This is a genomic window from Wolbachia endosymbiont (group A) of Andrena fulva, assembly GCF_964026815.1.
GTDB lineage: Bacteria > Pseudomonadota > Alphaproteobacteria > Rickettsiales > Anaplasmataceae > Wolbachia > Wolbachia pipientis.
This window is the reverse complement of the sequence record NZ_OZ034701.1, coordinates 897,216-922,221: the sequence shown is the minus strand read 5'-3', so window position 1 is coordinate 922,221 and position 25,006 is coordinate 897,216. Positions and strand designations below refer to the sequence as shown.

The following is a 25,006-nucleotide window of genomic DNA, read 5'->3' as shown; positions in this document are numbered from 1 at the left end:
TTTCAGTCGAAAAATAGCGCTTCAATGGATTTTTCGATGTGTTTAGTGATAGGAGCGGTGATAGTGATTTCTTTATTGTTTGGCAGTTTTAAAGATAAAGAATGCGAATGAAGGTGAATTTTATTTGCTATCCCATCAATAAAAGCTTTTTTACCACCATATTTACCGTCACCAAGAATAGGGCAATTTATATGAGCTAAATGTGCACGTAACTGATGGGTTCTGCCGGTAATTGGTTGTAATTTTAAATAAGCAACATTGTGTTTGGATTTTGCTATAATTGAAAAATGCGTAGTGGCATTCTGAGGTGAATTTTCATCAACGACCACTTTTTCTTGACCTGAAACATATTTTTTCACCAATGGATAGTCTATTGTTCCACTATCCTTGCTCGGTATGCCAGAAGTTAATGCTAAATAAGTTTTTTTTACTCTTCGTCCTTTAAATTCTTCCATAAGGTATCTGGCAACATTAGCGTTGCGTGCGAATATTATCACTCCACTCGTATCTCTATCTAGCCTATGGACAATTTTAAATGTTTCTCCCTCTCTTATTTGGTCAAGCAAATCACTCATGCTAATCTTTACTTTTACGCCACCTTGAACGATGACCCCTGCGGGTTTGTTTATAGCTAGTATATATTCGTCTTCATATAATATGTTCTCTCTTAGTAGATTCACTAACTTTTCATTATATTTGCGATCAGAATTAGCGTTTTCAATATAATTCAAGTGCTTCAGCGTTATAGTTTGCCCAGAATTTACTCTATCACTGGACTTTGCTTTGCAATCATCAACTTTGATTAATCCTTTCCTTAAAGATTTTTCAATTACAGATTGCTTTAGATCAGGAAAGATTCTTCTGATGTACCTATCCATCCTAACGTTATCGTCTTCTATTAATATGGTTTTTATACTTTGTAGCATTCCATTATTTATAATGAATATCTAGTGAAATGTCAATTATTGGTGTCATTCCAGTGTCAAGCACTGGAATGACACCGAAGGGGCTACTGCCGTCATAAAGGAACCAGTGTCAGCTACTCGGATGACAGGAGAAGGAGACTACTGAGATGACAGCTAGCCTGACAACTGTCATCCCGCTGCTTGTTAGCGGGATCTAGAGATACCGCGAATGAATCGCGGTATGACGGTTCGCGGCGGCATGACGTAGAGCTTGCGTTAGCTATACTTTTATACTCACCAACTCAGCTGGATCCAAGTAGTCAGAGCACTGGGATGACAAAAAAAGGAGGGCACTTGGATGACGGGAGAAGGAGCTATTTGGATGACATCGTTTACTATACAATGTTTGTACAGTTCTGGATAAAAAAATTAGCTAACAAATTTATAAACATCAGTATACAGCTCATCAACGCTTGGTTCTTTACTATTTTTGGCAAAATCTTCCGACTTTTTTACTAAATCACGTATTTCCTTATCAATTACTTTGCACTCTTCTTCTGAAGCCATTTTATTATCTGTCATGTATTTCTTTAAAGTGCTTATAGGGTCATGATTTTGCTTCATATCTTCAACTTCTTCTTTTAAGCGATAAGTAGCAGGATCTGACATTGAGTGACCGCGATATCGATATGTCTTCATTTCAAGCAGGATAGGCCCTTTTCCGCTGCGTGTGTGTTCCGCTGCTTCGCTTGTAGCCTCATAAACAGAGAAAAAATCCATTCCATCAACTTGTTTTCCAGGAATACCAAAACTTTCTCCTCTTTTATATAACTCTGTTACTAAAGTTGACCTTTGCACGGAGGTTCCCATTGCGTATTCATTATTTTCTATGATGTAAACCACAGGCAACTCCCACAAAGATGCCATATTAAACGATTCATATACTTGTCCTTGATTTGCAGCACCGTCGCCAAAATATGTAAATACCACATTATCTTTTTTCTTATATTTATTAGCAAATGCTATTCCTGTGCCAATTGGAACTTGTGCTCCCACTATTCCATGCCCGCCGAAGAATTTTTTTTCAACGTCAAATACGTGCATCGAACCACCTTTACCTTTCGAGCATCCTGTTTCTTTGCCGGTAAGCTCTGCCATTACAACATTTGGATCAGAATCACATGCGAGCATTAAGCCATGGTCTCTATAACTTGTGATAAAAGCGTCACCTAATTTTGATGCAGCTTGAGTTCCAACTGCAACTGCTTCTTGTCCTATTGATAGGTGACAGAACCCGCCTATTAATCCCATCCCATATAATTGTCCTGCTTTTTCCTCAAATCTGCGTATGAGTAGCATTTTCCTGTAGAATCCAATTATCTGTTCTTTAGTGAAATTTTCTGCTTTCATATCGATTTCTTTTTCATTAAACTAACACAATACCAGGAATTTTAAATTTTTGCTAATGAACTATTACCACTGGCTTGAGGCTTTTCACGTTATCTCTGTTATCATGTGGATGGCAGGTATGCTTTATTTACCCAGGCTTTATGTCTACCATGCAACTGTAAAACCGGGATCGGAAAATGATAGCTTGCTTCAAACAATGGAAAAGAGGCTACTTAGATATATCATAAACCCTGCAATGCTTTTCTCACTTGGTCTTGGAATTACACTAATGGTTATTAGGGAAGCATATCGTGAAGGATGGTTTCATGTAAAAGCATTTGCAATACTTTTGATGTTAATTATTCATATGCTACTTGCAAAATATAGGAAAAATTTTGCAATGGGTTCGAATAAGAAGTCACATATTTATTTTCGCGTTTTAAATGAAGCAGTTACAGTATTGATAATAGTTATAGTTATTATGGTTGTTGTAAAACCTTTTTGACTGACCTTACCCAAAAAAAGCAGAAAGCTCGTATCTGTTCAGATGCATGGCTAATGTACAATACTGAAATAAAAATTCCAGTGCTCCCTTTCTTGTCATCCCAGTGCTTGACACTGGGATGGCTTTGTTGCATCACACTTTATGAGATGGTGATTTATGGTAAATTCATGTAACTATCTCAAATTTAGCCATACCAATATCAGTGAATTTATTAAGCAAATAGCATTTGATTAGCAGTTCTTTTTCTCGATTTATCTCAGATTTATTCCTAAAACTAAATCCGAATATTTGCTTTAATCTTGAGAAAAACCCTTCAATATAAGATCTTTTCCCATAATTTACTTCTTTTTTCCATTCTTTCATGCCATCTTCACAGTATAATTTTATTAACCTAATAGCAGCATTCCTGTCAGACATATAATCTATTTCTGGATGTTCTGCCGCATTGTTTATTGGTGGAATTTTTGTCTTTATATCATATTCGTTACACAACTTATAAAACTTGTGCCTATCACATGCTCTATCTGCATATAGTGCTTTTATGGCATGCTGAAAATCAACTTCTTTTAGCAAATCACAAGCTCCATAGTGATCAGAGTAGACACCGTTACTGTATTTTACAGCTATGGCTTTTTTGTTGTTTATATTCAACATTACGTGCAATTTTCTCGTTTGCTCATAGCCACGATATTTTCTGTCAGTGCTATTTTCCTTGCTGTGACCAGGAGTGTTGTTGTATATACTAATTCCTGTACTGTCTATAGCAATTTCGATATCTTCCATATTATTTTTATCAATTCTGCAATCATTTATCTTAATATTAAGTTTCTTAAACCTTCTTGATGCTTGTGAATAGCTGATAACTGCCAAATCTCTTCCTATTTGTTGCAAATACCCTTTTATAAACCCGACTGTTTGTCTTAAACCAATTCTAAAGAAACTGACGATTATATGCACCAAAATCACAACTTTATCACTATAAATATAGTTGCCGCCCTGCATTTTTGGACAATTCTCGTACCAATTTTCTATGGCGTCATTGATATAACAAAAAATGCTTCCTCTTTCTTGGAGAAATTTGTTATATTGTTCGGTAGAAGCTGTAGCTTTACTCCTCTCGTTTGAGTTTTATTACTACAACTCCCCCTAAAGAACCGTGCTTGCAGATTTCCCGCACACGGCTCATCAATATTAGTTTTCACAGTCGTCCCTCTTATGCATATAAAGAAAAATGTATTTTTGGCTTTGGTAATGGATTTACTTCTACGTAGTGTACAAACTGTTCCCAGGTCATACTCTTTTTCTGACTACGCCGATTTATCCATTTAAATGCTAGCTTTCTTACTGATGTGTAAAATTGTTTCAAACACCAATAATTTCCGCTAATACCAAAGTAGTTATAGTGTCCTGTTAATTTAGCCTTCAGTACTTGCCACCAATCTTTAAGTCGAATACTTCCGCGGACTATTTTCAACCACTCCTTGATTTCTTTTAGTTTTCTGGCTAGATTTAACTTAGAGGTTTTATGTCCCATCATTAATCTACCACGACGACTTTTTGCACCATAGTGCGTAAACCCCAGAAAATTGAAACTTTCCGTCCTTCGTTTCTCTCTTATCGCTCGTTGCCACTCCCTCTTGCCAAACTTTACTACTCTGGTCTTGTTTTCAGATACTTCCAACCCAAATTTATTTAGCCTTTGTTTCAGTAATTCCAGAAATTCTTCCGCGTCTACCTTACTTTCGCAACAAACCACAAAATCATCGCAAAACCTTATTACTTGTATATATCCTCTGGATCTTGGTTTAAATTTCTTTTCTATCCATAAATCCAACACATAATGTAAGTATATATTTGCTAATACAGGACTTACTATACCGCCTTGTGGTGTACCTTGTTTTGTTGCTTCATAATTTCCAGCTTCGACTATCCCTGCCTTGAGAAACCGCTTTACTAACCACAGCAAATTTGGGTCAGTTATTCGTTCCCTTAGACACCTCATTAGCCATTTATGCTGTATATTATCGTAGAACTTCTTGATATCCACTTCTACAATGTAGTTTATTGGCTTGTACATAACTGCTTTATCTAGTGCATTTACCGCTTGATGACAGTTTCTTCCTGGTCGAAATCCATATGAGCTGTCCAGAAAGTTTGCCTCGTAAATATTTTCTAATATCTTCTTCAGCATAATCTGTACTAATTTATCCTCGGTCGATGGTATTCCGAGTCCGCGTTTCTCTTTACTTCCAGCTTTCGGTATATATACCCTCTTTACTGGTTGTGGTTGATATTGCTTCCTCTTCATACTTTCTACTAGCACTTCGAGTTTCTCATTCAGATTTTCTCCGTATGATTCCACTGTTATCTGGTCTACTCCACAAGCCTTGTTACGCTTCAGTTCTTTATAACATCTCGCAAGATTCTCTGTATTTATCAGATGGACTAACGATGTGAATTTTAGTCGCTTATCTTGCTTTGCTCTTACTGCTATCTGGTTTAGTTTATATCGCATGTTATTCCTACCTCCGTTGTATTGGCATAGCAATCCCTATTCCAGTTACTATATTGCTGATCGCTTCCCCTTGTACGTGGCTTTCCCACATTCTGAGTACTATCAATCAGTCCGACTTCCCCTGCATCTTCCGCTAGTTCTTGCCTTTGTTGACTTGTTCCAACGTACCTTAATAGGAATGCATGGGATCTCCCAAGTTCACTTGAAGTCCATTTCAATACATGGCACGGTCTCAGATCCCGATAGAGTGAGTGATAACTTGCCTTTACGTTATCCTTCATGCTGTCTTCCATGGCCATGAACATGTCGACCTCTATGTCTTCAGGTATTTCGGGACTCCACTCCTTCACTTCCGTTGTGCCCTGCATTGTCCATCCCACTAGCTCTATTACACTCGTTACCTCATGCAACATAGTGGTCTGTTCCAAACTGTTGGCTAGACTTTGTTTGTGTTGGATTTTCACCAACTGTTCTCCAAGCACTTCTTGGCGCACCATGGAAACCTTTTCTGGTAGATTGCTTTCTAGAAAAACCTTGGTCAAGGTGCTAACTGTGGTTTATAATAATATAAATCATATCATAGTTGATTTGCGTTTATCAGAGCTGGAGTAGAGGTATGTTTTATCTTACAAATTTTTTGCCTATTTTACTGTTCCCATTTCTTTTTGTAGGAAGTGGTATATATTTTACTATTCTTGGCGTGTCAAATGCTTTTTATCAGTTATCTCCACTGGTAGCCATTGTTCCTGCCATAGCTCTGGGTTGGGTTTTATACAAGGGCAATACTGAAGAAAAAATGTATGCCTTTCTAGATGGGGTAAGAGATCGTAATATTATCACTATGTGCATCATTTTTTTACTTGCAGGTGCATTCAGTGAAGTAACTAAAGCAATCGGTAGTGCTGATGCTACAGTTAATTTGGCTCTTTCATTTATACCAACACAATTTTTACTCATAGGATTATTTTTTGTAGCAGCTTTCATCTCCACTGCTATTGGTACATCAATGGGCACCATTGCAACAATTGCTCCTATTGCAGTTGAACTGACACAAGCTGGGATTTCTCCTTCCTTAGGAGTGGCAACCGTTGTAGGAGGAGCAATGTTTGGTGATAATTTATCTATTATCTCTGATACTACAATTGCATCTGTGATGTCTCAAAAGGCTGATATAAAGAAAAAATTAAAACTGAATGCAAAAGTGGCACTAATTGCTTCTATATTCACAATAATTATATTATTTTATAGCTCAAGCAATAGTGCTGCTATTTCAGTTAAGGAGTATTCTTTATTGCTTGTGACTCCTTACATAATACTTATATTGCTTGCAAACTTTGGAATAAATGTATTTACGGCATTGGTTTTAAGCATAACTTTTGCTGGAATCATTGGATTTATAAATAACAACAATTATGGTTTATTGTTTTTAAGCCAAAACATCACTAAGGGGTTTATGAGTATGCATGAAATTATGCTACTGTCATTGATGGTTGTCGGGCTTTCAGGACTGGTAGGTAAAAATTCTAAGGAGTTTGCAGATAAACTTTCATCTTGGGTTATGATACAACGTGGTGGACAAAAAACTGCGCAATTATTTATTGCAAAAATAGTCAGCATATTTGATATTTTACTTGCAAATAACACCATCGCTATAATTTTTAGTGGTGAAATTGCTAGAGATATTGCTAAGAAATATGAAATACCGCCTCACTATAGTGCAGCATGGCTAGGCATATTTTCTTGTGTATTTCAAGGATTAATACCGTATGGCGCTCAATTGCTTTTGGCTAGCACTATTGCTGGAGTTTCACCTTTGGCAGTCGTGCCACACGTATACTATTGCTATGTTTTAGATATTATTGCAGTGTTATATATTGTATTGAACAAAATTGAGAAAAAAGATTGTGCTTAATATACAAGACAACGCTCCGCTCTGTAGAAAATGGATGTTCTTGGCAGTATGTGCTCTTGCTTGCTCTGGGTTACTGTCAATAATTGTTATTTTTCTACGATTGCCTTTTATCTCCTCTCTTGTTCCTTCTGCACAATATATTTTTGATAATGCGCTGGTAATACACGTGAACTTGTCAATTTTAGTGTGGATGTGCTCTATAATATCTCTGCTCTTTATCATAAACCTACAAAATACCAATAGTTGGTTTAACTTTTCATGGGTTCTATCAACCCTTTCGATGCTGCTCATGTTTATATCCGCATTCGTTCCAAACACTGAAGTTATCAAAAGTAATTATATTCCCGTGTTACAAAACAAATTATTTTTGTTTGGACTCAGTTTATTTATTGCCAGTATATTAGTAAATACAATGCTAGCATACACATCAAAAAAAGAGGTTTCATTTCTCTCTGTTGGGCAAATTGGGCTAGTTATTATACTTGTATCGTCATTTCTTTGCTTTGTTTTAGCATACAATAATATGCCTCCAGGTCTATATCACTCAGATAATAATTTATTTTACGAATATCTCTTTTGGGGAGGCGGACATTTATTGCAGTTTGCTTTTACTCAAGGAATGTTTTTAGTCTATTTAATAATGCTAAGTTCCAATGATATTAGTCTAGCTTCAAGCAATAAAATTACTATTTTACCACTATTTATAAACACGATTTTAGCTGTAGGCGCACCGTTTGTATATTTTGTTTATCCAGTTGATAGTGCCAAGTTAATACAGTTTTTTACTTGGCATATGAGGATTGCTGGAGCAGTTTTGCCGTGCTTTTTGATAATATTAGTGTGCTACAACATCAGAACTTTTATTAATGATAAAAGCAACTATTTATTACATTCATTTTTGTTGTTCACTTATGGAGATGTGCTCGGAGTGTTGACTATTGAAGGTAATGTCACGATTCCCGCTCATTACCATGGTTCTGTAGTTGGGATCACTATAGCTTTTATGAATTTCATTTATTGGCTGTTACCAAAATTAAACTTTAAAGAGGTAAAAAACTCCATGGTAAGATTACAGATTTATGCCTACAGTGTAGGGCATTTTCTCCATATTACTGGCCTTGTTTGGCTTGGTGGGTATGGTGCTTTAAGGAAGGTTGCAGATCTGCCAAGTATTTCATCAATGTTAGCACGCACGTGCTTCATTATAGGTGGCGCTATATCAGTTGTTGGTGGAATGTTGTTCGTAATAATTGTGCTTTTACATCTGTTAAAAGGCAAAGCGCGTACCAACTGACCCATAGAAACAAAAAAAACTTCCTTGACAAATTCCCCCAGCGCCCTTATCATGAAACTGAAGCTATTTATTTATCTTCTCTGTACAGATTAAATGACAAAAAAACTCACGTATCTGGCGTCCCATGTTTAATTTTTTGCACTATGTGCACCTTATGTCTTTATAAAATTTCTAGGTTTTTACCTAATATAAGCTGAAATGCGCTTATAAAGCATTTAAAACATCAAAAAACGCCGATTTAAAAAATGGATAGTGAATAACTAGCTACCCTAGGGTTTCTTTTGCCTTTTTTTCTGTTTAGTAAATTTCTTAATGTTTATAATTTAGATTAGTTGCGGCTTAAAAGCAACTAAATCGCGGTTATTAAGCGTTTAGAATAAAAAAACGCCATACTTGAAAGTATAATGTAAGTAATTAGCCAACCACGGGGCTTCTTTTGCCTTTTTTTTCATTTGGTAAATTTTTTAATATTTATACGGAAGGTAGCGCGTGACGCTGGAACCCCAAAAAAAGGATGATGTCATCCCAGTGCTCCTTTTTTTGTCATCCGAGTAGCTGACACTGTCCTCCTTTGTCATCCCAGTGCCCAGACACTGGGATGGCTTTGTTGCATCGCTCTTCGGATAGTAGGTAACGCACAATAAATTTATGAAGCTATCTCAAATTTAGCCATGCCTATTTCAGTAAATTTGTTAAGCAAATAACATTTGAGTAGCAGTTCCCTCTCACGATTCATTTCAGATTTGTTCTTAAAACTAAATCCAAATGTCTTTTTTAATCGCGAGAAAAAACCTTCTATATAAGATCTTTTTCCATAACTCATCTCTTTTTTCCACTTCTTTATACCATCTTCATCATATGACTTTATGAGCTTGACTGCAGAATTTCTCTCAGCCATATAGTCTAACTTTGGATGCTCTGCTGCGTTGTTTTTCGGAGGAATTTTCGTTTTTATACCATATTGATTACACAGCTTATAGAGCTTTTCTCTGTCATATGCCCTATCTGCATATAGTACTTTTATGACATACTGAAAATCGACTTCTTTTAGCAAATCACAAACTCCATAGTGATCAGCCGTTACTGTATTTTACAGCTATGGCTTTTTTGCTGTTTGTATTCAACATTACATGCAATTTTCTTGTCTGTTCATAGCTGCGATACTTTCTATCTTCGCTATTTTCTTTGCTATGACCAGGAGTGTTGTTGTATATACTAATTCCTGTACTGTCTATAGCAATTTCGATATCTTCCATATTATTTTCTGCAATCATTGATCTTAATATTGAGTTTCTTAAACCTTCTTGATGATTGTGAATAGCTGATAACTTGCAAATTTTTCCCAATTTGCTCAAGGTATCCTGCTATAAACCCAACTGTTTGCCTCAGGCCTATTCTAAATAAACAAGTTATTATGTGCACCAAAATTACAACTTTATCGCTATAAATATTGTTGCCACCTGGTATTTTTGGACCATTCTCGTACCACTTTTCTATGGCTTCGTTGATATAATGAAAAATATTTCCTCTTTTTTCTAGAAATTTGTTATATTCGCTATGGTTACTGACCCTCATTTTTTGTGGCATATTTTTTCTTCAACAGTTAAATCGCTATTTATAATGAATTTTGTCAGTAATCACTAATTTTTCTGCTGCTATGCAACAAAGCCCACTGGGATCCAGCATTTCACGCAATCCCATCAAGAACGTTGTATTTTACATAACACTTTTATGCTTACCAACTTAATAAAATTCCTGGATCCCAGTGGGCTTTGTTGCATCGCTACTTATGAAAGGCTAACTATAGTTAGGATTATAAGCAACCTATTGAAAATCTTGTTTTTTTGCAATCAATCTGATCAAATTTAAGAATAGTAATTTGTTATTTATATTAATAAATTTAATTCTATTGAAAATAGCTAAAGCATTGAAATTCTTGAATTTTAGCCGGATTGGTAAATGGTAGTGAAATTTCTTTTACTCAAATTTAGGTATTCATTGACCGTTCTTGTTATAAATACCAGAATAATAAGCTACTGATATTCCCTATCTTTTTTATCTTTAATCCATCATAGCTAGCGATGCAACAAAGCCATCCCAGTGTCAGCTACTCGGATGACAAAAAAAGGAGCACTGGGATGACAGGAGAGGGAGGCTACTTGGATGACACCATTCTTTTTCCTGGATCCAAATAGTCAAGGCACTGGAATGACAAAAAAAGGAGGCACTGGAACGACAAAGTGGAGTGTCTGCTTCTGTCATCCTATGATAGCTAAAAAGACCTGGTCACGCGCTGGAATGACACCGAAGGGGCTACTGCCCTCTTGGATGGAGACCAGTGTCAGCTACTTAGATGATACCTTTTTTCTACTTAGTTTAGGTTATGCAGAAGTCTAATACAATTATAGAACAAGCTTAAAAATTCTGGTAAAGTAGTTTTATTTACAAAGAAAGAATATGCTACTTGAAATTGAAAAGCGCAGCATAACAAATGCATTGTGGAAGTTGCAAGAAGCAGATCAAAGGCAAATCTTAACTCTTACACAGAGATTTGAGTTACCAGAAATATTAGCAAGAATATTGGTTACTCGTGGTGTTAACATAGAAAATGCAAGCGACTTCTTATATCCACTAATCAGATCGCTATTACCAGATCCCTTTCACCTTCTTGATATGGATAAAGCTGTTTCTCGTATAATACGGGCAATAAAAAATGATGAAAACCTTGCAATATTTGGTGACTATGATGTTGATGGTGCAACGTCGTCAGCATTGATTAACAGGTACCTGAGAGCAATCGATATACACTCTATAATCTACATTCCAGATCGTGTTGATGAGGGTTATGGATTAAACACAGATGCTTTATTACAACTTAAAAAGAATGGAATTGATTTATGTATTTCCGTTGATTGTGGTACGCTTGCATATCAACCAATAGAAGATGCAAAGGCTTTTGGTCTTGATATTATAGTTGTTGACCATCACCTTGGTACGGAAAAATTACCAAGCGCCGTAGCAGTTGTGAATCCAAACCGCCTTGATGAGAGCTCTCCTTATAATAACCTAGCAGCAGTTGGAGTGTCATTTCTGCTAATTGTTGCTCTTAATAAAAGCCTACGTGAGCAAGGATTTTTTACCAACAAAAAAGAACCAGATTTATTTGATCTGTTGGATTTGGTTGCCCTGGGAACTGTCTGTGATGTTATGCAGATCACAGGCCTCAATAGAGCACTTGTCTCACAAGGATTAAAAGTTATGTCAACAAGAAAAAACGTTGGCTTGCGTGTTTTATTTGATGCTTTGGGAATCCTTGAAAAACCAAGTGTTTCGCGGTTGGGGTTTAGCATTGGACCGTGCATAAATGCTGGAGGAAGAATTGGAGAAGCATCGCTCGGTGCAAGGTTGCTTTCCACCGATGATGAAGAAGAGGCACATTCAATCGCGCTAAAATTAATAGATTTGAATAATGCAAGAAAAGTGTTAGAAAATGAGGCTCTCTTGGAAGCTACAGCACAAGCGGAAGAGTCTACCCAATCAGGTGCGAATTTTATAATGATAAGCGGCAACTGGCACCAGGGAATAATTGGTATAATTGCATCAAGGCTAAAGGAGCAGTTTCACTTGCCAACAGTAGTGATATCTTTGAATAATGGAATAGGAAAAGCAAGCTGTAGATCAATTTTGGGAGTTGATATCGGTGCTGCAGTCCTTTCCGCAAAGTTTATAAATTTGATTATTGAAGGTGGTGGCCATAGTATGGCGGCAGGATTTTCAATTAAAGAAGACAAAATAAATGATTTGCATGATTTTTTTACTGAAAGATTTTCAAATTCTATAAATGAGAAAACTTTAAAAGCTGATAGTATAGTAACTGCTAAAGCAATAAATTTGTCTTTATGGAATCAATTGCAACGCTTGGGACCATTTGGAGTTGGGAATCCTGAACCAAGGTTTATTATCCAAGGAGCAAAGATAAGAAAGCCTGAAGTTATAGGAGTTGACCATATAAAATGTTTCATCGCTGATGATAATGTTATGGTGAGAGCTATTGCATTTCGCTCTGCAAATACTCACCTTGGCTCTGCTATCATGCAGGGTAATGTTAAAGCCGTTTTGGGTAAAATCTCTGTGAATTACTGGAATGGCAATGAATTTGTACAATTTTTGATAGAAGATGTATTAACCATCAGTTGAGTGTATCTGTTCAGCAGAGTGACAAAATAGGTAGACAAGATAAACCAAAAAATCAAGAAGAAGTGAGTGTGCACTTGTCCGTAAAGTCTTTCCATTTCTCCCATTTCTTCGATTATTCTCTTCACTTTCAGCTAATAAGTGATTTTCTATTTCACCTTCCAAACTTGCCTCCAGCAGCTTTTTTATAAATGGTGTAAATGCTCCATCCCTTCCTGTTAATGGTCTGCCTTCCCTTATTGATGACAGTATATTTGCTTCCAGTTCTTTGTAATCTACCAAACCGGTAGTTCTGTTTACTACTTTCTGACTCATTGTCAAACCTCCATTTTTTTTATATCAATTTATTACTTTTTTTTTGGTTTGACACACTTTTTTGAACCATACGCGTCAAGTTAAGAGATTGTGAGCAAATTTAGAGAGGTTAAAGTGGATACTCTAGCCCTTCTACGTTTGTCTTTTAATGAAAATCGCGACCAAGTTATAGTGAGTTTTTTAAGAAATACTTTTAAACTATTAATCTTGGTTAATACTAAAAATAACTCTCTAACCCGTCTTTTTAGCTCAATAAATGCCTTTGTTAAGCTAAGTTCTGTATTCTTTTTCACTTCTGTGCAACCAACTATGCCGTGAAATATAAGAATTGCGCACAATTTAGCATATAGTTCACATAATACTCTGCATGGCTTTCCTTTTAGCTTATCAAGTCTGATATGGCTTTTATACAATTTAAATAATAACTCAATTTGCCACCTTACTCTGTAAATCGTTAATACTTGCTCAGCACTAATTTTATTTTCTGGAACATTAGTTATAAATATTGACCAGTTCAACAATTTTTGATTTCTTTTAGAGGATGTATATCCCTGCGATCTTGCTAATCTATTAGCTTTCCTTCTTCTGGCTATAGACTGTTCTTCAGTTAGTTTCTGACATATAATTCTTACTCTAATTTTTGCTTCTTTTCCTAACAATACCTCGTTTTCTAAAAATAACTTATCCTCTAAACATTCTAATAACTCCATTTTTTGATTTGTTTCTACATCATATACGTTGGTATCGGATTTATAACGACTTATGAAATAAGCTCCTATTTCATTGATTTGTTTAAAAGAACTTGGCACAAAATAACCGAGATCAGATATTAGCAAATCATTGCTTGATATATTACTTAAATGTTTCCTATATCCCTGGTCTGATCTTATTCCCTCCGTTAAATTAAGTTGGTCTATTATCTGATTCATGTAATCGAAAACTAATTGTAACTTTATTCCAGACTTAGTATTGCTTTCATAGCCACTGTAGCTAGTACCATAACCTTTATACATCTCTTCCATACTGTTAGGTAGAGTAATATAGCTACTGTCCAATAATTTAACACTATTAAATTGCTGTAAGATTTTGCAATCAACTTGCAAGATATTTTTAAAGAGAACCACAGATTCATTATACATCCTTTTCATAAATTCCACTGCTTCTTCAGTAAATCTAAAATCCAAACCTTGTTTTGTTATATCTATCGAGTCCTCGTTTAGTAATTGACACATTGTTTCTACGCTACAATTATCAACTCCTATATTACCCAAGACCATGGCTTTTACGAATGATGAACCTTTTAGCTTTCTCTTTCTTTTTATAAACCTTGTTGTAATTGAGATTTTCTCTGCTTTTTCATTAAAAAATTCTTTGAGCTTTTTTGATAAGCAAGTTATTTTATTCATTGGTTCTCTCACTAAAAGTATATCTGGGAGAACTTATACCTTATTATTCTATCTCTTTCATACCTTTATTTCCTTAACTTGACGCGTATGGTCATTCTTGACAATGCTACTTTTCATAAGTCTGATAAGATTATCGAGCTTGCTAAAGGGGTTGGTGCAGAAATTTTGTATCTGCCGCCTTATTCTCCAGATTTCAACAAAATTGAGCATCATTGGTTTGCTATAAAAAACAGAGCCAGGAAAAACATTCCTCTATTCGAATCCTTTCGTCGTGCTGTTGATTCTGCCTTCCTATGACCTGTTCGGACTATTATGAGAAATGCTATAAATTAAATAAAAATCCTTAGCAATTATAGCCAGCAAGCACAAGGTGTCATCCGAGTAGCTGCTGTATGAACATTGTCTACCAGATCCCAGTGTCAGCTACTTGGATGACAAGAAAGGGAGCACTGGAATGACATTATCTGTTGTGCAATTTACCTTCAAAAATGAATGTTTGTACAGTTATGTGTCAAGCACTGGGATGACAAGAAAGGGAACACTGGAATTTTTGTTTCAGCATTAGCCATGCATCTAAACAGATACGTTGCCTTGAGAATCGCAACATCCATGCAGTTATGCGCGTAACACTAAAAATCAAAAAAAACAAAGAGGCAGACTTAATCTACCTCTTTTATTTCACTTGGCTATACTGTCTGTTGTTGAGAAGCAACTTGTTCAACAATAAGCGAGCCTAAATAAGTGTTAACCTCTTTAGCACCCTCTTTTTCTAAACCTAATGTTTTATTCCATTCTGTTTTATCTACTGTCTCGAACTTACCTTCTTTGTTTTTCACTTCTAGTGAATCTATCTCGAAGAGTGAAGTATTGCCTAGCTTATTGGTAAACTGATTAATATCAACAATAATACGGTAGTTCTTGCCTTCTAAGCTGAAGTCTATATAATATTTATCCTTTTCTACCTTACCTTCTTCATCTTTAACTTGGTTATTCCTTGCAATTTCCCTAAATGCGTCTTCTGTTACTAGCAACCCATCGTTAATAACCTTCAGAGCTTTCAACTCAGATATTTCGTTATTTTTGCTGATAGCATATATTGCTAAATAAGTCAGCGCAGCAGCAACAAATGCTAAAACGCCCATTCCAAGTGGTGTAGCTGCAAAAGCTGCTAGCTTGCAAGTTGAAGGCCTCCAAAGCGGTGTTGAAAGTATTGCTAATCCACCTATAACGTATATAGCAGTAAATGCAACAAATACAGTGTTTGCTTTGTGGAGCTGGCCACAATGATTTTTGAAAGTTAGCATAAACGACTTCATTTAATAAAATATTAATATGCTTAAATTGTGTATAAAAGAACTGTCATAGTCAAGCTTTTTCGTAAGCTACCTGCCGCTTGAGCCAAAGCCCCCTGCATTGCGACCGGTTTCTTCTGCGCAGAATTCTTCTCTGTCATCCCAAATTACCTGAGATACAGGAGAAATAAGGATTTGTGCGATTCTATCTCCTCTTTTTATTTCGTATGGCTGATTACTTAGATTAATTAGACAAATTTTAACTTCACCTCGATAATCAGAGTCTATAGTGCCCGGAGAATTTAAGACAGTGATTCCATGTTTTGCAGCAAGACCAGAACGTGGGCGGATTTGCCCCTCAAAACCGTTTGGTATTGCAATCACAATTCCAGTTGGAACAAGTAATCTTTCAAGTGGATTTAAAACAGCAGAATCATTCAATGCAGCATAAAGATCCATGCCAGCACTCTGCGTAGTTGCATAACATGGAAGAGACAAGTCTTCTCCGTGTGATAATCTTTTTATTTCTACTTTAATTTTACTTCTTTGCACTCCAATTTACCATCTATGAAGACTCAATTATAGCATGTAAATTGTATCTGCAAAAGTGATAAATGTAAATGATGTCATTCCAGCGCGTGACGCTAGGCCATAAAATTCCTTGACAAGTTCAGTGCTCCTTTTTTTGTCATCCCAGTGCCTCTATGATGTCATTCCAGTCTGGAATCTAGTCCTTATTATGCAGCCACTTGGTTGAAATTAAGTCTTCTGGATCCCAGTGTCTGGGCACTGGGATGACACCCTGACAACCGTCATCCCGCTACTTGTTAGCGGGATCTAGAGATACCGCGAATGAATCGCGGTATGACGTAGATTGCTGTCATTCCAGTGTCAGCTACTTGAATGACACCCTCTTGGTATTCGTGTAGTTGCAAGCAGTATAGCTATAAATCACTCACAATCGATATGCTTGAATTACTCTCAGTAAATAAATCAAGCATAATGTTAGGTATTCTACCATCAACTATGTGAACAACTCCAGCACATTCCTCCGCCATTTTAACGTATGCCATAAGCCTTTCAATAAATTTTTCCCCTTTAATTTTCCCACAATCAATCGATGCATTTAAATTTTTAACAGATATCTTCCTGCCACCAATTTTATCTATTTCTTCATCTGTGTCACTCAAGATTATCATTTTAGATGCAGAAACTGCGATTGCGATTGCGCTTGCAGTGCTATCGGCATCAATATGATATGTTTCCCCATCTTTTCCATGACCAATTGGTGCAATAACTGGTATAAAATCTGATTCTTCAATAAAAAATAATATATCAGGATTGATTTCAGTTGGTCTACCGATGAACCCCATGTCTAATATCTTTTCGATATTATTTGATCTATCTTCTCTAAGCGTAGCGGTTATTTTTTCGGCTTTAATTAAGTGACCATCTTTTCCACATAATCCAATAGCTGAACCACCAGCAGAATTTATATGCTGAACAATTTTTTTATTAACTGAGCCACACAGTGCCATTTCAATGATTTTCATAGTGTCTCTGTCTGTAAGTCTGATACCATTCACAAATTTACTGTCCATACCCAGCACTTTTAACACCGAGTTAATTTCATATTCTCCGTCATGAATTATTACCGGATTTATACCAAGCTGCTTCAACAAGACAACATTATGCACAAAAGTGTTAAATAGTGTTTCATCTAAGATTATTGTACCACCGCATTTAATGACAAAAGTCTCGCCTACAAAGCTAGGTATATTAGATAGCACTTCAAATAATATTTCTGCTTTTTGTTCAAATGATACCTCACCCTTTAAGAATTCACTACTCTTCATTTTTTTATCTTGTAAACTTGAAAAACTCATCTCTTACCTTGGTTATTTTATGCTTAACACGGATGCTCATTTGATGAATTGACACATTCTCATTATTAATCCATCTTTGAATATCTTCTATAACAGCACCTAAGCTTTTTTGACTTACTTTATCTATTTTTGTTAGCACAACGTTAAAGTTAATGTTATTATATATTAACCAATAAATGAAGTCTTTGTCTATTTCTTTTAATCCTACCTTGCTATCTATCAACACAAACACTCTTCTTAGATTTCTTCTTTGAATTAGATAATACTCAATTAAGTTTAAATATTGTATAATTTCCTCCTTACCTGCATGAGAATAACCATACCCTGGTAGGTCAACAAGCCTGAACTTATCATTGTACATAGAGTAAAAATTTATTTGTCTAGTGCATCCAGGTTTAGAGGAAACTCTGGCAGCTTTTTTGCTGTTTATCAGTAAGTTAATCAGACTGGATTTTCCTACATTTGATCTACCAGCAAACGCAATCTCTGGAGCCGACTCATTTGGTAATGATTTTATGTCCGAAGCTCCAAATATGAAATTGCAGTTTGATGTTATCTGTTTTGCCATTATATTCAACTAGAAGGTAGTAGGTATATTATAGTGTTATTGCTTGATATAAGAAATTTTTTATTTCAGTATATATTACTTAGCTAGATCTGTGCTATATGGATATGGAAAATAATTTACAAGACTTAAAGAAAAAATTTAATGATATAGAGAGGAATTTGGAAAATCCTACCAATTTAAGTCAAAAAGAATTCATTACCCTTTCAAAGGAATACTCTGAGCTCAGGCCAATAATCAAGATAATTGATGAATATAACACGCTGAAAGAGGAAATTTCAGACTTAGAAGAAATAATGAAAGATGAAAACAGCGAAGGTGATATAAAAGAGTTAGCAAAAGAAGAATTTTTCGAAAAGCACAAGGTATTATTACCAAAAATAAAAGCAAAATTAAAGTTAGCATTATTGCCCAAAGATGAAGATGACTCAAGAAATGCAATATTAGAAATTAGAGCAGGTACAGGCGGAGAAGAAGCAGCATTATTTGCAGCAATGTTATTTCGTATGTATCAAAAATATGCAGAAAGAAGAAATTGGAAGTTCGAGCCAATAAGCATTTCTAATACAGGTATAGGTGGCTATAAGGAAGCTTCTGCACTCATTAATGGAACAGAAGTTTTTGCAAGGTTGAAATTTGAATCAGGGGTGCACAGAGTACAGAGAGTGCCAGAAACTGAATCCTCAGGAAGGTTGCATACCTCTGCCGCTACTGTTGCGATATTACCTGAAGTAGAAGAAGTTGACTTTAAAATAGAAGAAAAAGACTTACGAATAGATGTTTATAGATCCAGTGGTCCTGGAGGGCAATCAGTGAATACAACTGACAGCGCAGTAAGGGTCACCCACTTGCCAACAGGGATAGTTGTGATACAGCAAGATGAAAAATCGCAGCACAAAAATAAAGCTAAAGCGCTCAAAGTATTGAGGGCAAGGCTATACGAAATTGAAAGACAAAAAAAAGAAATGGAAAGGTCAACAATGAGGAAAAGTCAGATTGGCTCTGGGGATCGTTCCGAGCGCATAAGAACATATAATTTTCCACAATCAAGAATAACAGACCACAGAATTAATCTAACTTCACATCGGCTAGAGCAGATCATAAAAGAAGGTGAACTAGATGAATTTATTGAGGCACTAATCTCACGTAATGAAGCAGAAAGATTGGCCGGGGAAAGTTAGCAGCCTATAATGGAATATCTTTATTAATTACATAGGATCTTTTAAACGCAATAGATAGACAGTAAAAACAAGTTCTAGTACTATCGCGGATAAAACAAGAACAGCTACACTAATTGTTTGACCATTGTAAATGTAGCTTGTTAAGCCGATAAAAATAGCCATGATAAAAGCTCTAATGAACGAGACTGCAGAAGAAGCTGTGCCTTTAATTTCAGGGAAAACATTTATTGATGCATTAAAAATCACTGGCTGGAAAATTGCACAACCGATAGAAAAAATAATCATAGACAGTGTTACTAAGTAGAAAGAGTGGGGTACAATTATACTGAATATTACAAGCAATAGAGACCCAATAGCACCCACGCTCGTACCAGAAATTACACACTTTATTGCTCCAAGTTTCTGCAAGATTTTGCCAGCAAATAGACTGATGAGTGAGAAGCACCCAACTATTGCACCTTGATGTAGTGCATAAATAGTGCTAGATAAACCAAAAGTCTTCATATACAGAAAAGGTCCACAAGTAATGAATGACATATACGCAGCAGAAAAGAGGCTTGACATCAAAGACAACGTAACAAACCTCGGATTAGATAGTAGTTTTCTGTAATCTTTCATCGTTTTTTTCAAACTGAAAATATCGCGGTTCTTTTTTGTTTCTGGTAACGCTAAAAGCAGCAAAACCCAAGAGATCAAACAAAGTATTGCAACAGTTGCATAATTACCACGCCATCCTACAATTTCATTGATGAAACTGCCTAACACTGGCGCAATTGCCATGACAACTGTAAGAACAGAATTCATGATTCCAATAAATTTCACCGCTTCGTCGCCTTTGTAGCTGTCTGCAACGATTGCAAACACAACTACAGATGTGCTAACACCAATGCCCTGAACAAAGCGAGAGATTAAAAGCCAAAAAATCGACGGTGCAAAAACACAACCAACAGCGCCGATTAATAACAAAGTGTTACCTATGATCATAATTCTCCTTCTGCCATAGCATTCAGACAATGGACCAAAAAACAACCCTCCTATGCAAAAGCCTAGGAAATTATAAGCAATAGTTAATTGAATTATGCCTTCCGGTACGTTAAAATAGTGCACCATATCAGGAAAACTAGGTACGGAAATGTCAATTTCAATGAACTTGGCAATGAGAGACAGGATTAACAGAAATGGTAGTAACATTTGAGATTTTTAATTAATGAATAAAAATATCACATTTAAAGCGTTGAAAGAAAACATTTTTTACTGTTATTAAAATGGTTAGAAACACCTCATGTGAAGGAATGGTGGATAAATTGGACACTAGGGTTAATTAAAGAAAAATATGACAACTATGTTAAAGCTCTTACTCTCTGTCCTAACTTTACTTATTTCCTCTTACTTTTTCAACAGTCCGTCTAAATTACTACAAGCAGTTTAATTTTTAGTAAATATGTCATTATTCAAAAATATGCAAGAAGCTTTACAGAAATTTAACATAATTTTATCATACAAATGTCATTCTTAAGTCCTATGTAAAAACAAATTTTGGCACTAATTTAATTAACTATGAGCTGGATAAATTGGAAAATAAATTTTGTTTACTTTTACAATACCTTAAGATCTAATATTACTTTATCAGTCAAAAGTATCACAATAGGCTAGTATGTTCTTTACTCTTTTCCTAAAAATATTACCTATTTATATTACGATATTTATTGGTTATTTAGCAGGAAAATGTCTTAAAATTGATAGAAACACTATATCTCAAATACTCTTTTATATAGCTAATCCAATAGTGATTTTATATGGAGTTTCTCATACAGAAGTTAATTTAAAAGTAATTTCTCTGCCGATTTTGATATGGTTTATAGGTAGCACTATGTCCTTATCAGTGTATTATCTTTCTTCTTTTTTATTTAAGGATAACACGAGAAACATATTAGCATTTAGCTCGGGTAGCACAAGTATGGGTTATTTTGGCCTGCCGATTGCCATGGCTTTATTTGATGAAGATTCAGTATCTGTATATGTTGTTTGTTATATAGGAATGGCGCTATTTGAAAACAGCTTAGGATTTTACATAGCTGCAAATGGTATTTATACCGCAAAAGAATGCATATTAAAGTTGTTCAAACTTCCTTCGCTTTATGCGATGGTTCTGGGCTTCTTTTTAAGTATATACGATATACAAATACCTACTTTTTTAACAGATGTTATGATGAACATTAGAAGTACATTTGTCACATTAGGAATGGTGCTACTTGGAGTGAGCATTGCGAATATTGCAAGCTTTAAAGTAGATTGGAAGCTTGCTTTGATCACTATTACAGCAAAGTACGTATTCTGGCCACTGTTTGTTTTAGGAATTGTCCTTTTAGACAAGCATGTTATAGGTATATACGATGAGAGCATATATAAAGCACTGATGTTGCTGGCTATTATTCCAGTTTCTGGGTCCAGTATAATACTTGCTAATATTTTGAATTATCAACCAGATAAAGCTACTCTGTTGCTTCTAATCAGTACTGCAGTGGGACTGTTTTATGTTCCACTAATAATATCATTATTTTTTACTAAACTTGTTCCTTTTTGATCAAAAAATTAAGCGCTTGCACAACCATTATTTGGGTAACAACACAAGACATTGATAAAACTTGAATTTATAGCTAAAGCAACTTCTACAATTTGGTAACCCGTAATCCCGCTACTAGTTAGCGCCGCGGCGGTAAATTGACCTTACCCAGAAAAAGTAGAGAGAAAGTTAAAACGTTTTTGGAGTAAAATAAAACGTTTTTTCAAAATATGACAAATAGAAGAGAATATACAGCAGAATTCAAATTAGAAGCTGTTAAGCTGGTTAAAGAAACAGGTCAAGCAAGTACAAAAATAGCAAAAGATCTAGGTATAGATGGCAGTATGTTAAGTAAGAAAATATGATGGAAAAATGTCTGGAGCATAAGCATTTCCAGGCAAAGGCTCCTTATGACAAAGAAAGATTTGATCTAAAAAAAGAACTAACAAGAGAAAGAGACATTTTAAAAAAAGCCCTGGGCAAAGAAAAAGAGTAAAGTATTCTTTTATATAGAAATTGCTATAAAACACAGGAACTATGTAGGGTTTTGTACTGGTGGTATGGGTTGCTAAGGAAAAAAGCAGTAAAGAATTAGCAAAAGAAGGGCTTCTAGCAGATATTCAAAAAATACATCAAGCTTCTAAATGCAGATATGGAGCCCCTAAAATTCACGCTGAATTAAAAGCTTTAGGCAAAAATTAAAACAGTACAAAGTGTTATGCAAGAAAATGGCATTAAAACCAAGCTTAGACGAAGGTTCAAAAATAAAAAACAGCAAATAAGCAACCGAGTTGTGGCTCCGAACACATTGGATCAAAATTTTACTACTGATCAGCCAAATAAAGTTTGGGATTACCTACATAAAAACTAAAGAAGGTTGTTGGCGGCAATAATTGACCTATATTCACGCATGGTGGTTAATGAGTAACATGATAATTAGTTATAGATTCTTTATTGATGGCCGTTGATAAACGCAAACCCGATAAAAATCTGCTGTTACATAGCGATCAAGGGTGTTCGGTAGAAGCTGTAGCTTTACTCCTCTCGTTTGAGTTTTATTACTACAACTCCCCCTAAAGAACCGTGCTTGCAGATTTCCCGCACACGGCTCATCAATATTAGTTTTCACAGTCGTCCCTCTTATGCATATAAAGAAAAATGTATTTTTGGCTTTGGTAATGGATTTACTTCTACGTAGTGTACAAACTGTTCCCAGGTCATACTCTTTTTCTGACTACGCCGATTTATCCATTTAAATGCTAGCTTTCTTACTGATGTGTAAAATTGTTTCAAACACCAATAATTTCCGCTAATACCAAAGTAGTTATAGTGTCCTGTTAATTTAGCCTTCAGTACTTGCCACCAATCTTTAAGTCGAATACTTCCGCGGACTATTTTCAACCACTCCTTGATTTCTTTTAGTTTTCTGGCTAGATTTAACTTAGAGGTTTTATGTCCCATCATTAATCTACCACGACGACTTTTTGCACCATAGTGCGTAAACCCCAGAAAATTGAAACTTTCCGTCCTTCGTTTCTCTCTTATCGCTCGTTGCCACTCCCTCTTGCCAAACTTTACTACTCTGGTCTTGTTTTCAGATACTTCCAACCCAAATTTATTTAGCCTTTGTTTCAGTAATTCCAGAAATTCTTCCGCGTCTACCTTACTTTCGCAACAAACCACAAAATCATCGCAAAACCTTATTACTTGTATATATCCTCTGGATCTTGGTTTAAATTTCTTTTCTATCCATAAATCCAACACATAATGTAAGTATATATTTGCTAATACAGGACTTACTATACCGCCTTGTGGTGTACCTTGTTTTGTTGCTTCATAATTTCCAGCTTCGACTATCCCTGCCTTGAGAAACCGCTTTACTAACCACAGCAAATTTGGGTCAGTTATTCGTTCCCTTAGACACCTCATTAGCCATTTATGCTGTATATTATCGTAGAACTTCTTGATATCCACTTCTACAATGTAGTTTATTGGCTTGTACATAACTGCTTTATCTAGTGCATTTACCGCTTGATGACAGTTTCTTCCTGGTCGAAATCCATATGAGCTGTCCAGAAAGTTTGCCTCGTAAATATTTTCTAATATCTTCTTCAGCATAATCTGTACTAATTTATCCTCGGTCGATGGTATTCCGAGTCCGCGTTTCTCTTTACTTCCAGCTTTCGGTATATATACCCTCTTTACTGGTTGTGGTTGATATTGCTTCCTCTTCATACTTTCTACTAGCACTTCGAGTTTCTCATTCAGATTTTCTCCGTATGATTCCACTGTTATCTGGTCTACTCCACAAGCCTTGTTACGCTTCAGTTCTTTATAACATCTCGCAAGATTCTCTGTATTTATCAGATGGACTAACGATGTGAATTTTAGTCGCTTATCTTGCTTTGCTCTTACTGCTATCTGGTTTAGTTTATATCGCATGTTATTCCTACCTCCGTTGTATTGGCATAGCAATCCCTATTCCAGTTACTATATTGCTGATCGCTTCCCCTTGTACGTGGCTTTCCCACATTCTGAGTACTATCAATCAGTCCGACTTCCCCTGCATCTTCCGCTAGTTCTTGCCTTTGTTGACTTGTTCCAACGTACCTTAATAGGAATGCATGGGATCTCCCAAGTTCACTTGAAGTCCATTTCAATACATGGCACGGTCTCAGATCCCGATAGAGTGAGTGATAACTTGCCTTTACGTTATCCTTCATGCTGTCTTCCATGGCCATGAACATGTCGACCTCTATGTCTTCAGGTATTTCGGGACTCCACTCCTTCACTTCCGTTGTGCCCTGCATTGTCCATCCCACTAGCTCTATTACACTCGTTACCTCATGCAACATAGTGGTCTGTTCCAAACTGTTGGCTAGACTTTGTTTGTGTTGGATTTTCACCAACTGTTCTCCAAGCACTTCTTGGCGCACCACAGTATACCTCTCAAAATTACCAATTTCTATTGAATACAAAAAACATCATTTCCAGCATGAGCCATAAGGGCTGTTGTTACGATAACTCTGTTGCAGAAAAGTTCACTTAAAAGGGAGCTGCTTATTGATACTTCTCGCTCAACAA

Annotated in this window: 29 protein-coding genes and 2 pseudogenes; 12 read left to right on the top strand and 19 right to left on the bottom strand. The window is 35.8% G+C overall.

All coding sequences use genetic code 11. The features are described 5' to 3' along the window. Positions 1 to 2: 2 nt before the first annotated feature. Together AAGD84_RS04615 and pdhA are read right to left on the bottom strand one after the other, a co-directional pair. Positions 3 to 926 carry an RluA family pseudouridine synthase gene (locus AAGD84_RS04615; RefSeq protein ID WP_341817866.1) on the bottom strand — a complete coding sequence of 308 codons (924 nt, stop codon included), beginning with the start codon at positions 924 to 926 and terminating at the stop codon, positions 3 to 5. Positions 927 to 1,334: 408 nt separating this feature from the next. Further along, a complete protein-coding gene (gene pdhA / locus AAGD84_RS04610; protein ID WP_006279887.1) occupies positions 1,335 to 2,315 on the bottom strand; it encodes a pyruvate dehydrogenase (acetyl-transferring) E1 component subunit alpha in 981 nt (326 codons plus the stop codon). Between the two features lie 55 nt (positions 2,316 to 2,370). Between pdhA and hemJ the strand changes: the two genes are divergently transcribed. Beyond that, positions 2,371 to 2,799, top strand: a complete 429-nt coding sequence (hemJ, locus tag AAGD84_RS04605) for a protoporphyrinogen oxidase HemJ (RefSeq protein ID WP_010082641.1) — start codon at positions 2,371 to 2,373, stop codon at positions 2,797 to 2,799. Next, a complete protein-coding gene (locus AAGD84_RS04600) occupies positions 2,796 to 2,972 on the top strand; it encodes a hypothetical protein (protein WP_341811107.1) in 177 nt (58 codons plus the stop codon). The genes hemJ and AAGD84_RS04600 overlap by 4 nt, the downstream gene beginning before the upstream one ends. On the opposite strand, the gene AAGD84_RS04595 is transcribed toward AAGD84_RS04600, so the two are convergent. From AAGD84_RS04595 to AAGD84_RS04580, 4 genes are read right to left on the bottom strand one after another with little or no spacing between them, the layout of a single operon-like run. Beyond that, positions 2,965 to 3,831 carry an IS5 family transposase gene (locus AAGD84_RS04595; protein WP_341818166.1) on the bottom strand — a complete coding sequence of 289 codons (867 nt, stop codon included), beginning with the start codon at positions 3,829 to 3,831 and terminating at the stop codon, positions 2,965 to 2,967. The two genes, AAGD84_RS04600 and AAGD84_RS04595, sit on opposite strands and share 8 nt — an antisense overlap. Further along, positions 3,828 to 4,001 (bottom strand): hypothetical protein, encoded by a 174-nt coding sequence (locus tag AAGD84_RS04590; RefSeq protein ID WP_264723325.1) that lies wholly within the window; start codon positions 3,999 to 4,001, stop codon positions 3,828 to 3,830. The genes AAGD84_RS04595 and AAGD84_RS04590 overlap by 4 nt, the downstream gene beginning before the upstream one ends. An 11-nt stretch (positions 4,002 to 4,012) precedes the next feature. Then, a complete protein-coding gene (ltrA, locus tag AAGD84_RS04585) occupies positions 4,013 to 5,314 on the bottom strand; it encodes a group II intron reverse transcriptase/maturase (protein WP_338476458.1) in 1,302 nt (433 codons plus the stop codon). After that, entirely contained in the window at positions 5,299 to 5,811 is a 513-nt protein-coding gene (locus AAGD84_RS04580; protein WP_245611107.1) for a hypothetical protein, read from the bottom strand. The genes ltrA (AAGD84_RS04585) and AAGD84_RS04580 overlap by 16 nt, the downstream gene beginning before the upstream one ends. Positions 5,812 to 5,930: 119 nt before the next feature. Between AAGD84_RS04580 and AAGD84_RS04575 the strand changes: the two genes are divergently transcribed. Both AAGD84_RS04575 and AAGD84_RS04570 read left to right on the top strand, forming a co-directional pair. Continuing rightward, positions 5,931 to 7,226: a Na+/H+ antiporter NhaC family protein gene (locus AAGD84_RS04575; protein WP_341817865.1), complete on the top strand. Its 1,296-nt coding sequence runs from the start codon at positions 5,931 to 5,933 to the stop codon at positions 7,224 to 7,226. Positions 7,227 to 7,260: 34 nt separating this feature from the next. Continuing rightward, the gene (locus AAGD84_RS04570) at positions 7,261 to 8,520 is read left to right on the top strand and encodes a cbb3-type cytochrome c oxidase subunit I (protein WP_264339574.1); all 1,260 of its coding nucleotides are present in this window, start codon (positions 7,261 to 7,263) and stop codon (positions 8,518 to 8,520) included. 646 nt (positions 8,521 to 9,166) lie between these two features. Here the strand turns inward: AAGD84_RS04570 and AAGD84_RS04565 are convergent. From AAGD84_RS04565 to AAGD84_RS04555, 3 genes are read right to left on the bottom strand one after another with little or no spacing between them, the layout of a single operon-like run. Beyond that, positions 9,167 to 9,574 (bottom strand): transposase, encoded by a 408-nt coding sequence (locus AAGD84_RS04565; RefSeq protein ID WP_341814752.1) that lies wholly within the window; start codon positions 9,572 to 9,574, stop codon positions 9,167 to 9,169. A gap of 19 nt (positions 9,575 to 9,593) precedes the next feature. Further along, complete coding sequence (locus AAGD84_RS04560) at positions 9,594 to 9,794, bottom strand: hypothetical protein (protein WP_010082383.1); 201 nt, start codon at positions 9,792 to 9,794, stop codon at positions 9,594 to 9,596. Next, entirely contained in the window at positions 9,778 to 10,107 is a 330-nt protein-coding gene (locus tag AAGD84_RS04555; RefSeq protein WP_007548762.1) for a transposase, read from the bottom strand. Before AAGD84_RS04555 ends, AAGD84_RS04560 begins: the two co-directional genes overlap by 17 nt. Before the next feature lie 576 nt (positions 10,108 to 10,683). Between AAGD84_RS04555 and AAGD84_RS04550 the strand changes: the two genes are divergently transcribed. Further along, positions 10,684 to 10,917, top strand: coding sequence for a hypothetical protein (locus AAGD84_RS04550; protein ID WP_010962507.1), 234 nt, complete (start codon positions 10,684 to 10,686; stop codon positions 10,915 to 10,917). 60 nt (positions 10,918 to 10,977) lie between these two features. Further along, positions 10,978 to 12,717, top strand: coding sequence for a single-stranded-DNA-specific exonuclease RecJ (gene recJ, locus AAGD84_RS04545; RefSeq protein WP_341817864.1), 1,740 nt, complete (start codon positions 10,978 to 10,980; stop codon positions 12,715 to 12,717). A gap of 54 nt (positions 12,718 to 12,771) precedes the next feature. Here recJ and AAGD84_RS04540 read toward each other — a convergent pair. Both AAGD84_RS04540 and AAGD84_RS04535 read right to left on the bottom strand, forming a co-directional pair. Next, positions 12,772 to 13,029: pseudogene (locus tag AAGD84_RS04540) on the bottom strand (IS256 family transposase); the annotation flags it as partial. A gap of 80 nt (positions 13,030 to 13,109) precedes the next feature. After that, positions 13,110 to 14,435 carry an IS4 family transposase gene (locus tag AAGD84_RS04535; protein ID WP_341817859.1) on the bottom strand — a complete coding sequence of 442 codons (1,326 nt, stop codon included), beginning with the start codon at positions 14,433 to 14,435 and terminating at the stop codon, positions 13,110 to 13,112. A 90-nt stretch (positions 14,436 to 14,525) separates the two neighbouring features. Here AAGD84_RS04535 and AAGD84_RS04530 point away from each other — a divergent pair. Beyond that, positions 14,526 to 14,732 (top strand): annotated as a pseudogene (locus AAGD84_RS04530) (transposase); the annotation flags it as partial. Positions 14,733 to 15,121: 389 nt separating this feature from the next. Here AAGD84_RS04530 and AAGD84_RS04525 read toward each other — a convergent pair. The 4 genes from AAGD84_RS04525 to yihA all read right to left on the bottom strand — a co-directional run bounded on the left by AAGD84_RS04525 (position 15,122) and on the right by yihA (position 18,181). Beyond that, a complete protein-coding gene (locus AAGD84_RS04525) occupies positions 15,122 to 15,739 on the bottom strand; it encodes a hypothetical protein (RefSeq protein WP_341817862.1) in 618 nt (205 codons plus the stop codon). A gap of 78 nt (positions 15,740 to 15,817) precedes the next feature. After that, positions 15,818 to 16,279 (bottom strand): dUTP diphosphatase, encoded by a 462-nt coding sequence (gene dut, locus AAGD84_RS04520; RefSeq protein WP_006279458.1) that lies wholly within the window; start codon positions 16,277 to 16,279, stop codon positions 15,818 to 15,820. A gap of 392 nt (positions 16,280 to 16,671) precedes the next feature. After that, positions 16,672 to 17,583 carry an acetylglutamate kinase gene (gene argB / locus AAGD84_RS04510; protein WP_264723356.1) on the bottom strand — a complete coding sequence of 304 codons (912 nt, stop codon included), beginning with the start codon at positions 17,581 to 17,583 and terminating at the stop codon, positions 16,672 to 16,674. Positions 17,584 to 17,587: 4 nt separating this feature from the next. Further along, complete coding sequence (gene yihA, locus AAGD84_RS04505) at positions 17,588 to 18,181, bottom strand: ribosome biogenesis GTP-binding protein YihA/YsxC (protein WP_151807719.1); 594 nt, start codon at positions 18,179 to 18,181, stop codon at positions 17,588 to 17,590. 98 nt (positions 18,182 to 18,279) lie between these two features. On the opposite strand from yihA, the gene prfA reads away from it, so the two are divergent. Then, entirely contained in the window at positions 18,280 to 19,359 is a 1,080-nt protein-coding gene (gene prfA, locus AAGD84_RS04500) for a peptide chain release factor 1 (protein ID WP_007548640.1), read from the top strand. A 27-nt stretch (positions 19,360 to 19,386) separates the two neighbouring features. Here the strand turns inward: prfA and AAGD84_RS04495 are convergent, their stop codons facing one another. Next, complete coding sequence (locus AAGD84_RS04495; RefSeq protein WP_010962461.1) at positions 19,387 to 20,550, bottom strand: multidrug effflux MFS transporter; 1,164 nt, start codon at positions 20,548 to 20,550, stop codon at positions 19,387 to 19,389. A gap of 463 nt (positions 20,551 to 21,013) precedes the next feature. Between AAGD84_RS04495 and AAGD84_RS04490 the strand changes: the two genes are divergently transcribed. The 4 genes from AAGD84_RS04490 (at position 21,014) to AAGD84_RS04475 (ending at position 22,624) form a co-directional block, all read left to right on the top strand. Then, positions 21,014 to 21,943 carry an AEC family transporter gene (locus AAGD84_RS04490; protein ID WP_213863126.1) on the top strand — a complete coding sequence of 310 codons (930 nt, stop codon included), beginning with the start codon at positions 21,014 to 21,016 and terminating at the stop codon, positions 21,941 to 21,943. Between the two features lie 209 nt (positions 21,944 to 22,152). Beyond that, positions 22,153 to 22,287 (top strand): IS3 family transposase, encoded by a 135-nt coding sequence (locus AAGD84_RS04485; protein WP_007548354.1) that lies wholly within the window; start codon positions 22,153 to 22,155, stop codon positions 22,285 to 22,287. Further along, positions 22,284 to 22,418, top strand: coding sequence for a hypothetical protein (locus AAGD84_RS04480; protein WP_341817861.1), 135 nt, complete (start codon positions 22,284 to 22,286; stop codon positions 22,416 to 22,418). Before AAGD84_RS04485 ends, AAGD84_RS04480 begins: the two co-directional genes overlap by 4 nt. Positions 22,419 to 22,477: 59 nt before the next feature. After that, positions 22,478 to 22,624, top strand: coding sequence for an IS3 family transposase (locus tag AAGD84_RS04475; protein ID WP_080717648.1), 147 nt, complete (start codon positions 22,478 to 22,480; stop codon positions 22,622 to 22,624). A gap of 238 nt (positions 22,625 to 22,862) precedes the next feature. Here the strand turns inward: AAGD84_RS04475 and AAGD84_RS04470 are convergent, their stop codons facing one another. The 3 genes from AAGD84_RS04470 to AAGD84_RS04460 are packed head-to-tail and all read right to left on the bottom strand — an operon-like array spanning position 22,863 to position 24,861. Beyond that, positions 22,863 to 23,051: a hypothetical protein gene (locus AAGD84_RS04470; protein WP_264723358.1), complete on the bottom strand. Its 189-nt coding sequence runs from the start codon at positions 23,049 to 23,051 to the stop codon at positions 22,863 to 22,865. 11 nt (positions 23,052 to 23,062) lie between these two features. Beyond that, positions 23,063 to 24,364, bottom strand: a complete 1,302-nt coding sequence (gene ltrA / locus AAGD84_RS04465; RefSeq protein ID WP_338476458.1) for a group II intron reverse transcriptase/maturase — start codon at positions 24,362 to 24,364, stop codon at positions 23,063 to 23,065. After that, positions 24,349 to 24,861, bottom strand: coding sequence for a hypothetical protein (locus tag AAGD84_RS04460; RefSeq protein WP_245611107.1), 513 nt, complete (start codon positions 24,859 to 24,861; stop codon positions 24,349 to 24,351). The genes ltrA (AAGD84_RS04465) and AAGD84_RS04460 overlap by 16 nt, the downstream gene beginning before the upstream one ends. Between the last annotated feature and the right edge of the window lie 145 nt (positions 24,862 to 25,006).

What these genes read in the sequence shown, in the direction of transcription:
- AAGD84_RS04580 (WP_245611107.1), bottom strand. Translation starts at nt 5,811, where the DNA reads ATGGTGCGCCAAGAAGTGCTTGGAGAACAGTTGGTGAAAATCCAACAC.
- yihA (WP_151807719.1), bottom strand. Translation starts at nt 18,181, where the DNA reads ATGGCAAAACAGATAACATCAAACTGCAATTTCATATTTGGAGCTTCG.
- AAGD84_RS04550 (WP_010962507.1), top strand. Translation starts at nt 10,684, where the DNA reads ATGACACCATTCTTTTTCCTGGATCCAAATAGTCAAGGCACTGGAATG.
- AAGD84_RS04570 (WP_264339574.1), top strand. Translation starts at nt 7,261, where the DNA reads ATGTTCTTGGCAGTATGTGCTCTTGCTTGCTCTGGGTTACTGTCAATA.
- AAGD84_RS04490 (WP_213863126.1), top strand. Translation starts at nt 21,014, where the DNA reads ATGTTCTTTACTCTTTTCCTAAAAATATTACCTATTTATATTACGATA.
- AAGD84_RS04560 (WP_010082383.1), bottom strand. Translation starts at nt 9,794, where the DNA reads ATGATTGCAGAAAATAATATGGAAGATATCGAAATTGCTATAGACAGT.
- AAGD84_RS04495 (WP_010962461.1), bottom strand. Translation starts at nt 20,550, where the DNA reads ATGTTACTACCATTTCTGTTAATCCTGTCTCTCATTGCCAAGTTCATT.
- AAGD84_RS04485 (WP_007548354.1), top strand. Translation starts at nt 22,153, where the DNA reads ATGACAAATAGAAGAGAATATACAGCAGAATTCAAATTAGAAGCTGTT.
- AAGD84_RS04525 (WP_341817862.1), bottom strand. Translation starts at nt 15,739, where the DNA reads ATGCTAACTTTCAAAAATCATTGTGGCCAGCTCCACAAAGCAAACACT.
- ltrA (WP_338476458.1), bottom strand. Translation starts at nt 24,364, where the DNA reads ATGCGATATAAACTAAACCAGATAGCAGTAAGAGCAAAGCAAGATAAG.
- AAGD84_RS04615 (WP_341817866.1), bottom strand. Translation starts at nt 926, where the DNA reads ATGCTACAAAGTATAAAAACCATATTAATAGAAGACGATAACGTTAGG.
- AAGD84_RS04535 (WP_341817859.1), bottom strand. Translation starts at nt 14,435, where the DNA reads ATGAATAAAATAACTTGCTTATCAAAAAAGCTCAAAGAATTTTTTAAT.
- AAGD84_RS04575 (WP_341817865.1), top strand. Translation starts at nt 5,931, where the DNA reads ATGTTTTATCTTACAAATTTTTTGCCTATTTTACTGTTCCCATTTCTT.
- argB (WP_264723356.1), bottom strand. Translation starts at nt 17,583, where the DNA reads ATGAAGAGTAGTGAATTCTTAAAGGGTGAGGTATCATTTGAACAAAAA.
- recJ (WP_341817864.1), top strand. Translation starts at nt 10,978, where the DNA reads ATGCTACTTGAAATTGAAAAGCGCAGCATAACAAATGCATTGTGGAAG.
- prfA (WP_007548640.1), top strand. Translation starts at nt 18,280, where the DNA reads ATGGATATGGAAAATAATTTACAAGACTTAAAGAAAAAATTTAATGAT.
- ltrA (WP_338476458.1), bottom strand. Translation starts at nt 5,314, where the DNA reads ATGCGATATAAACTAAACCAGATAGCAGTAAGAGCAAAGCAAGATAAG.
- hemJ (WP_010082641.1), top strand. Translation starts at nt 2,371, where the DNA reads ATGAACTATTACCACTGGCTTGAGGCTTTTCACGTTATCTCTGTTATC.
- pdhA (WP_006279887.1), bottom strand. Translation starts at nt 2,315, where the DNA reads ATGAAAGCAGAAAATTTCACTAAAGAACAGATAATTGGATTCTACAGG.
- AAGD84_RS04480 (WP_341817861.1), top strand. Translation starts at nt 22,284, where the DNA reads ATGATGGAAAAATGTCTGGAGCATAAGCATTTCCAGGCAAAGGCTCCT.
- AAGD84_RS04555 (WP_007548762.1), bottom strand. Translation starts at nt 10,107, where the DNA reads ATGCCACAAAAAATGAGGGTCAGTAACCATAGCGAATATAACAAATTT.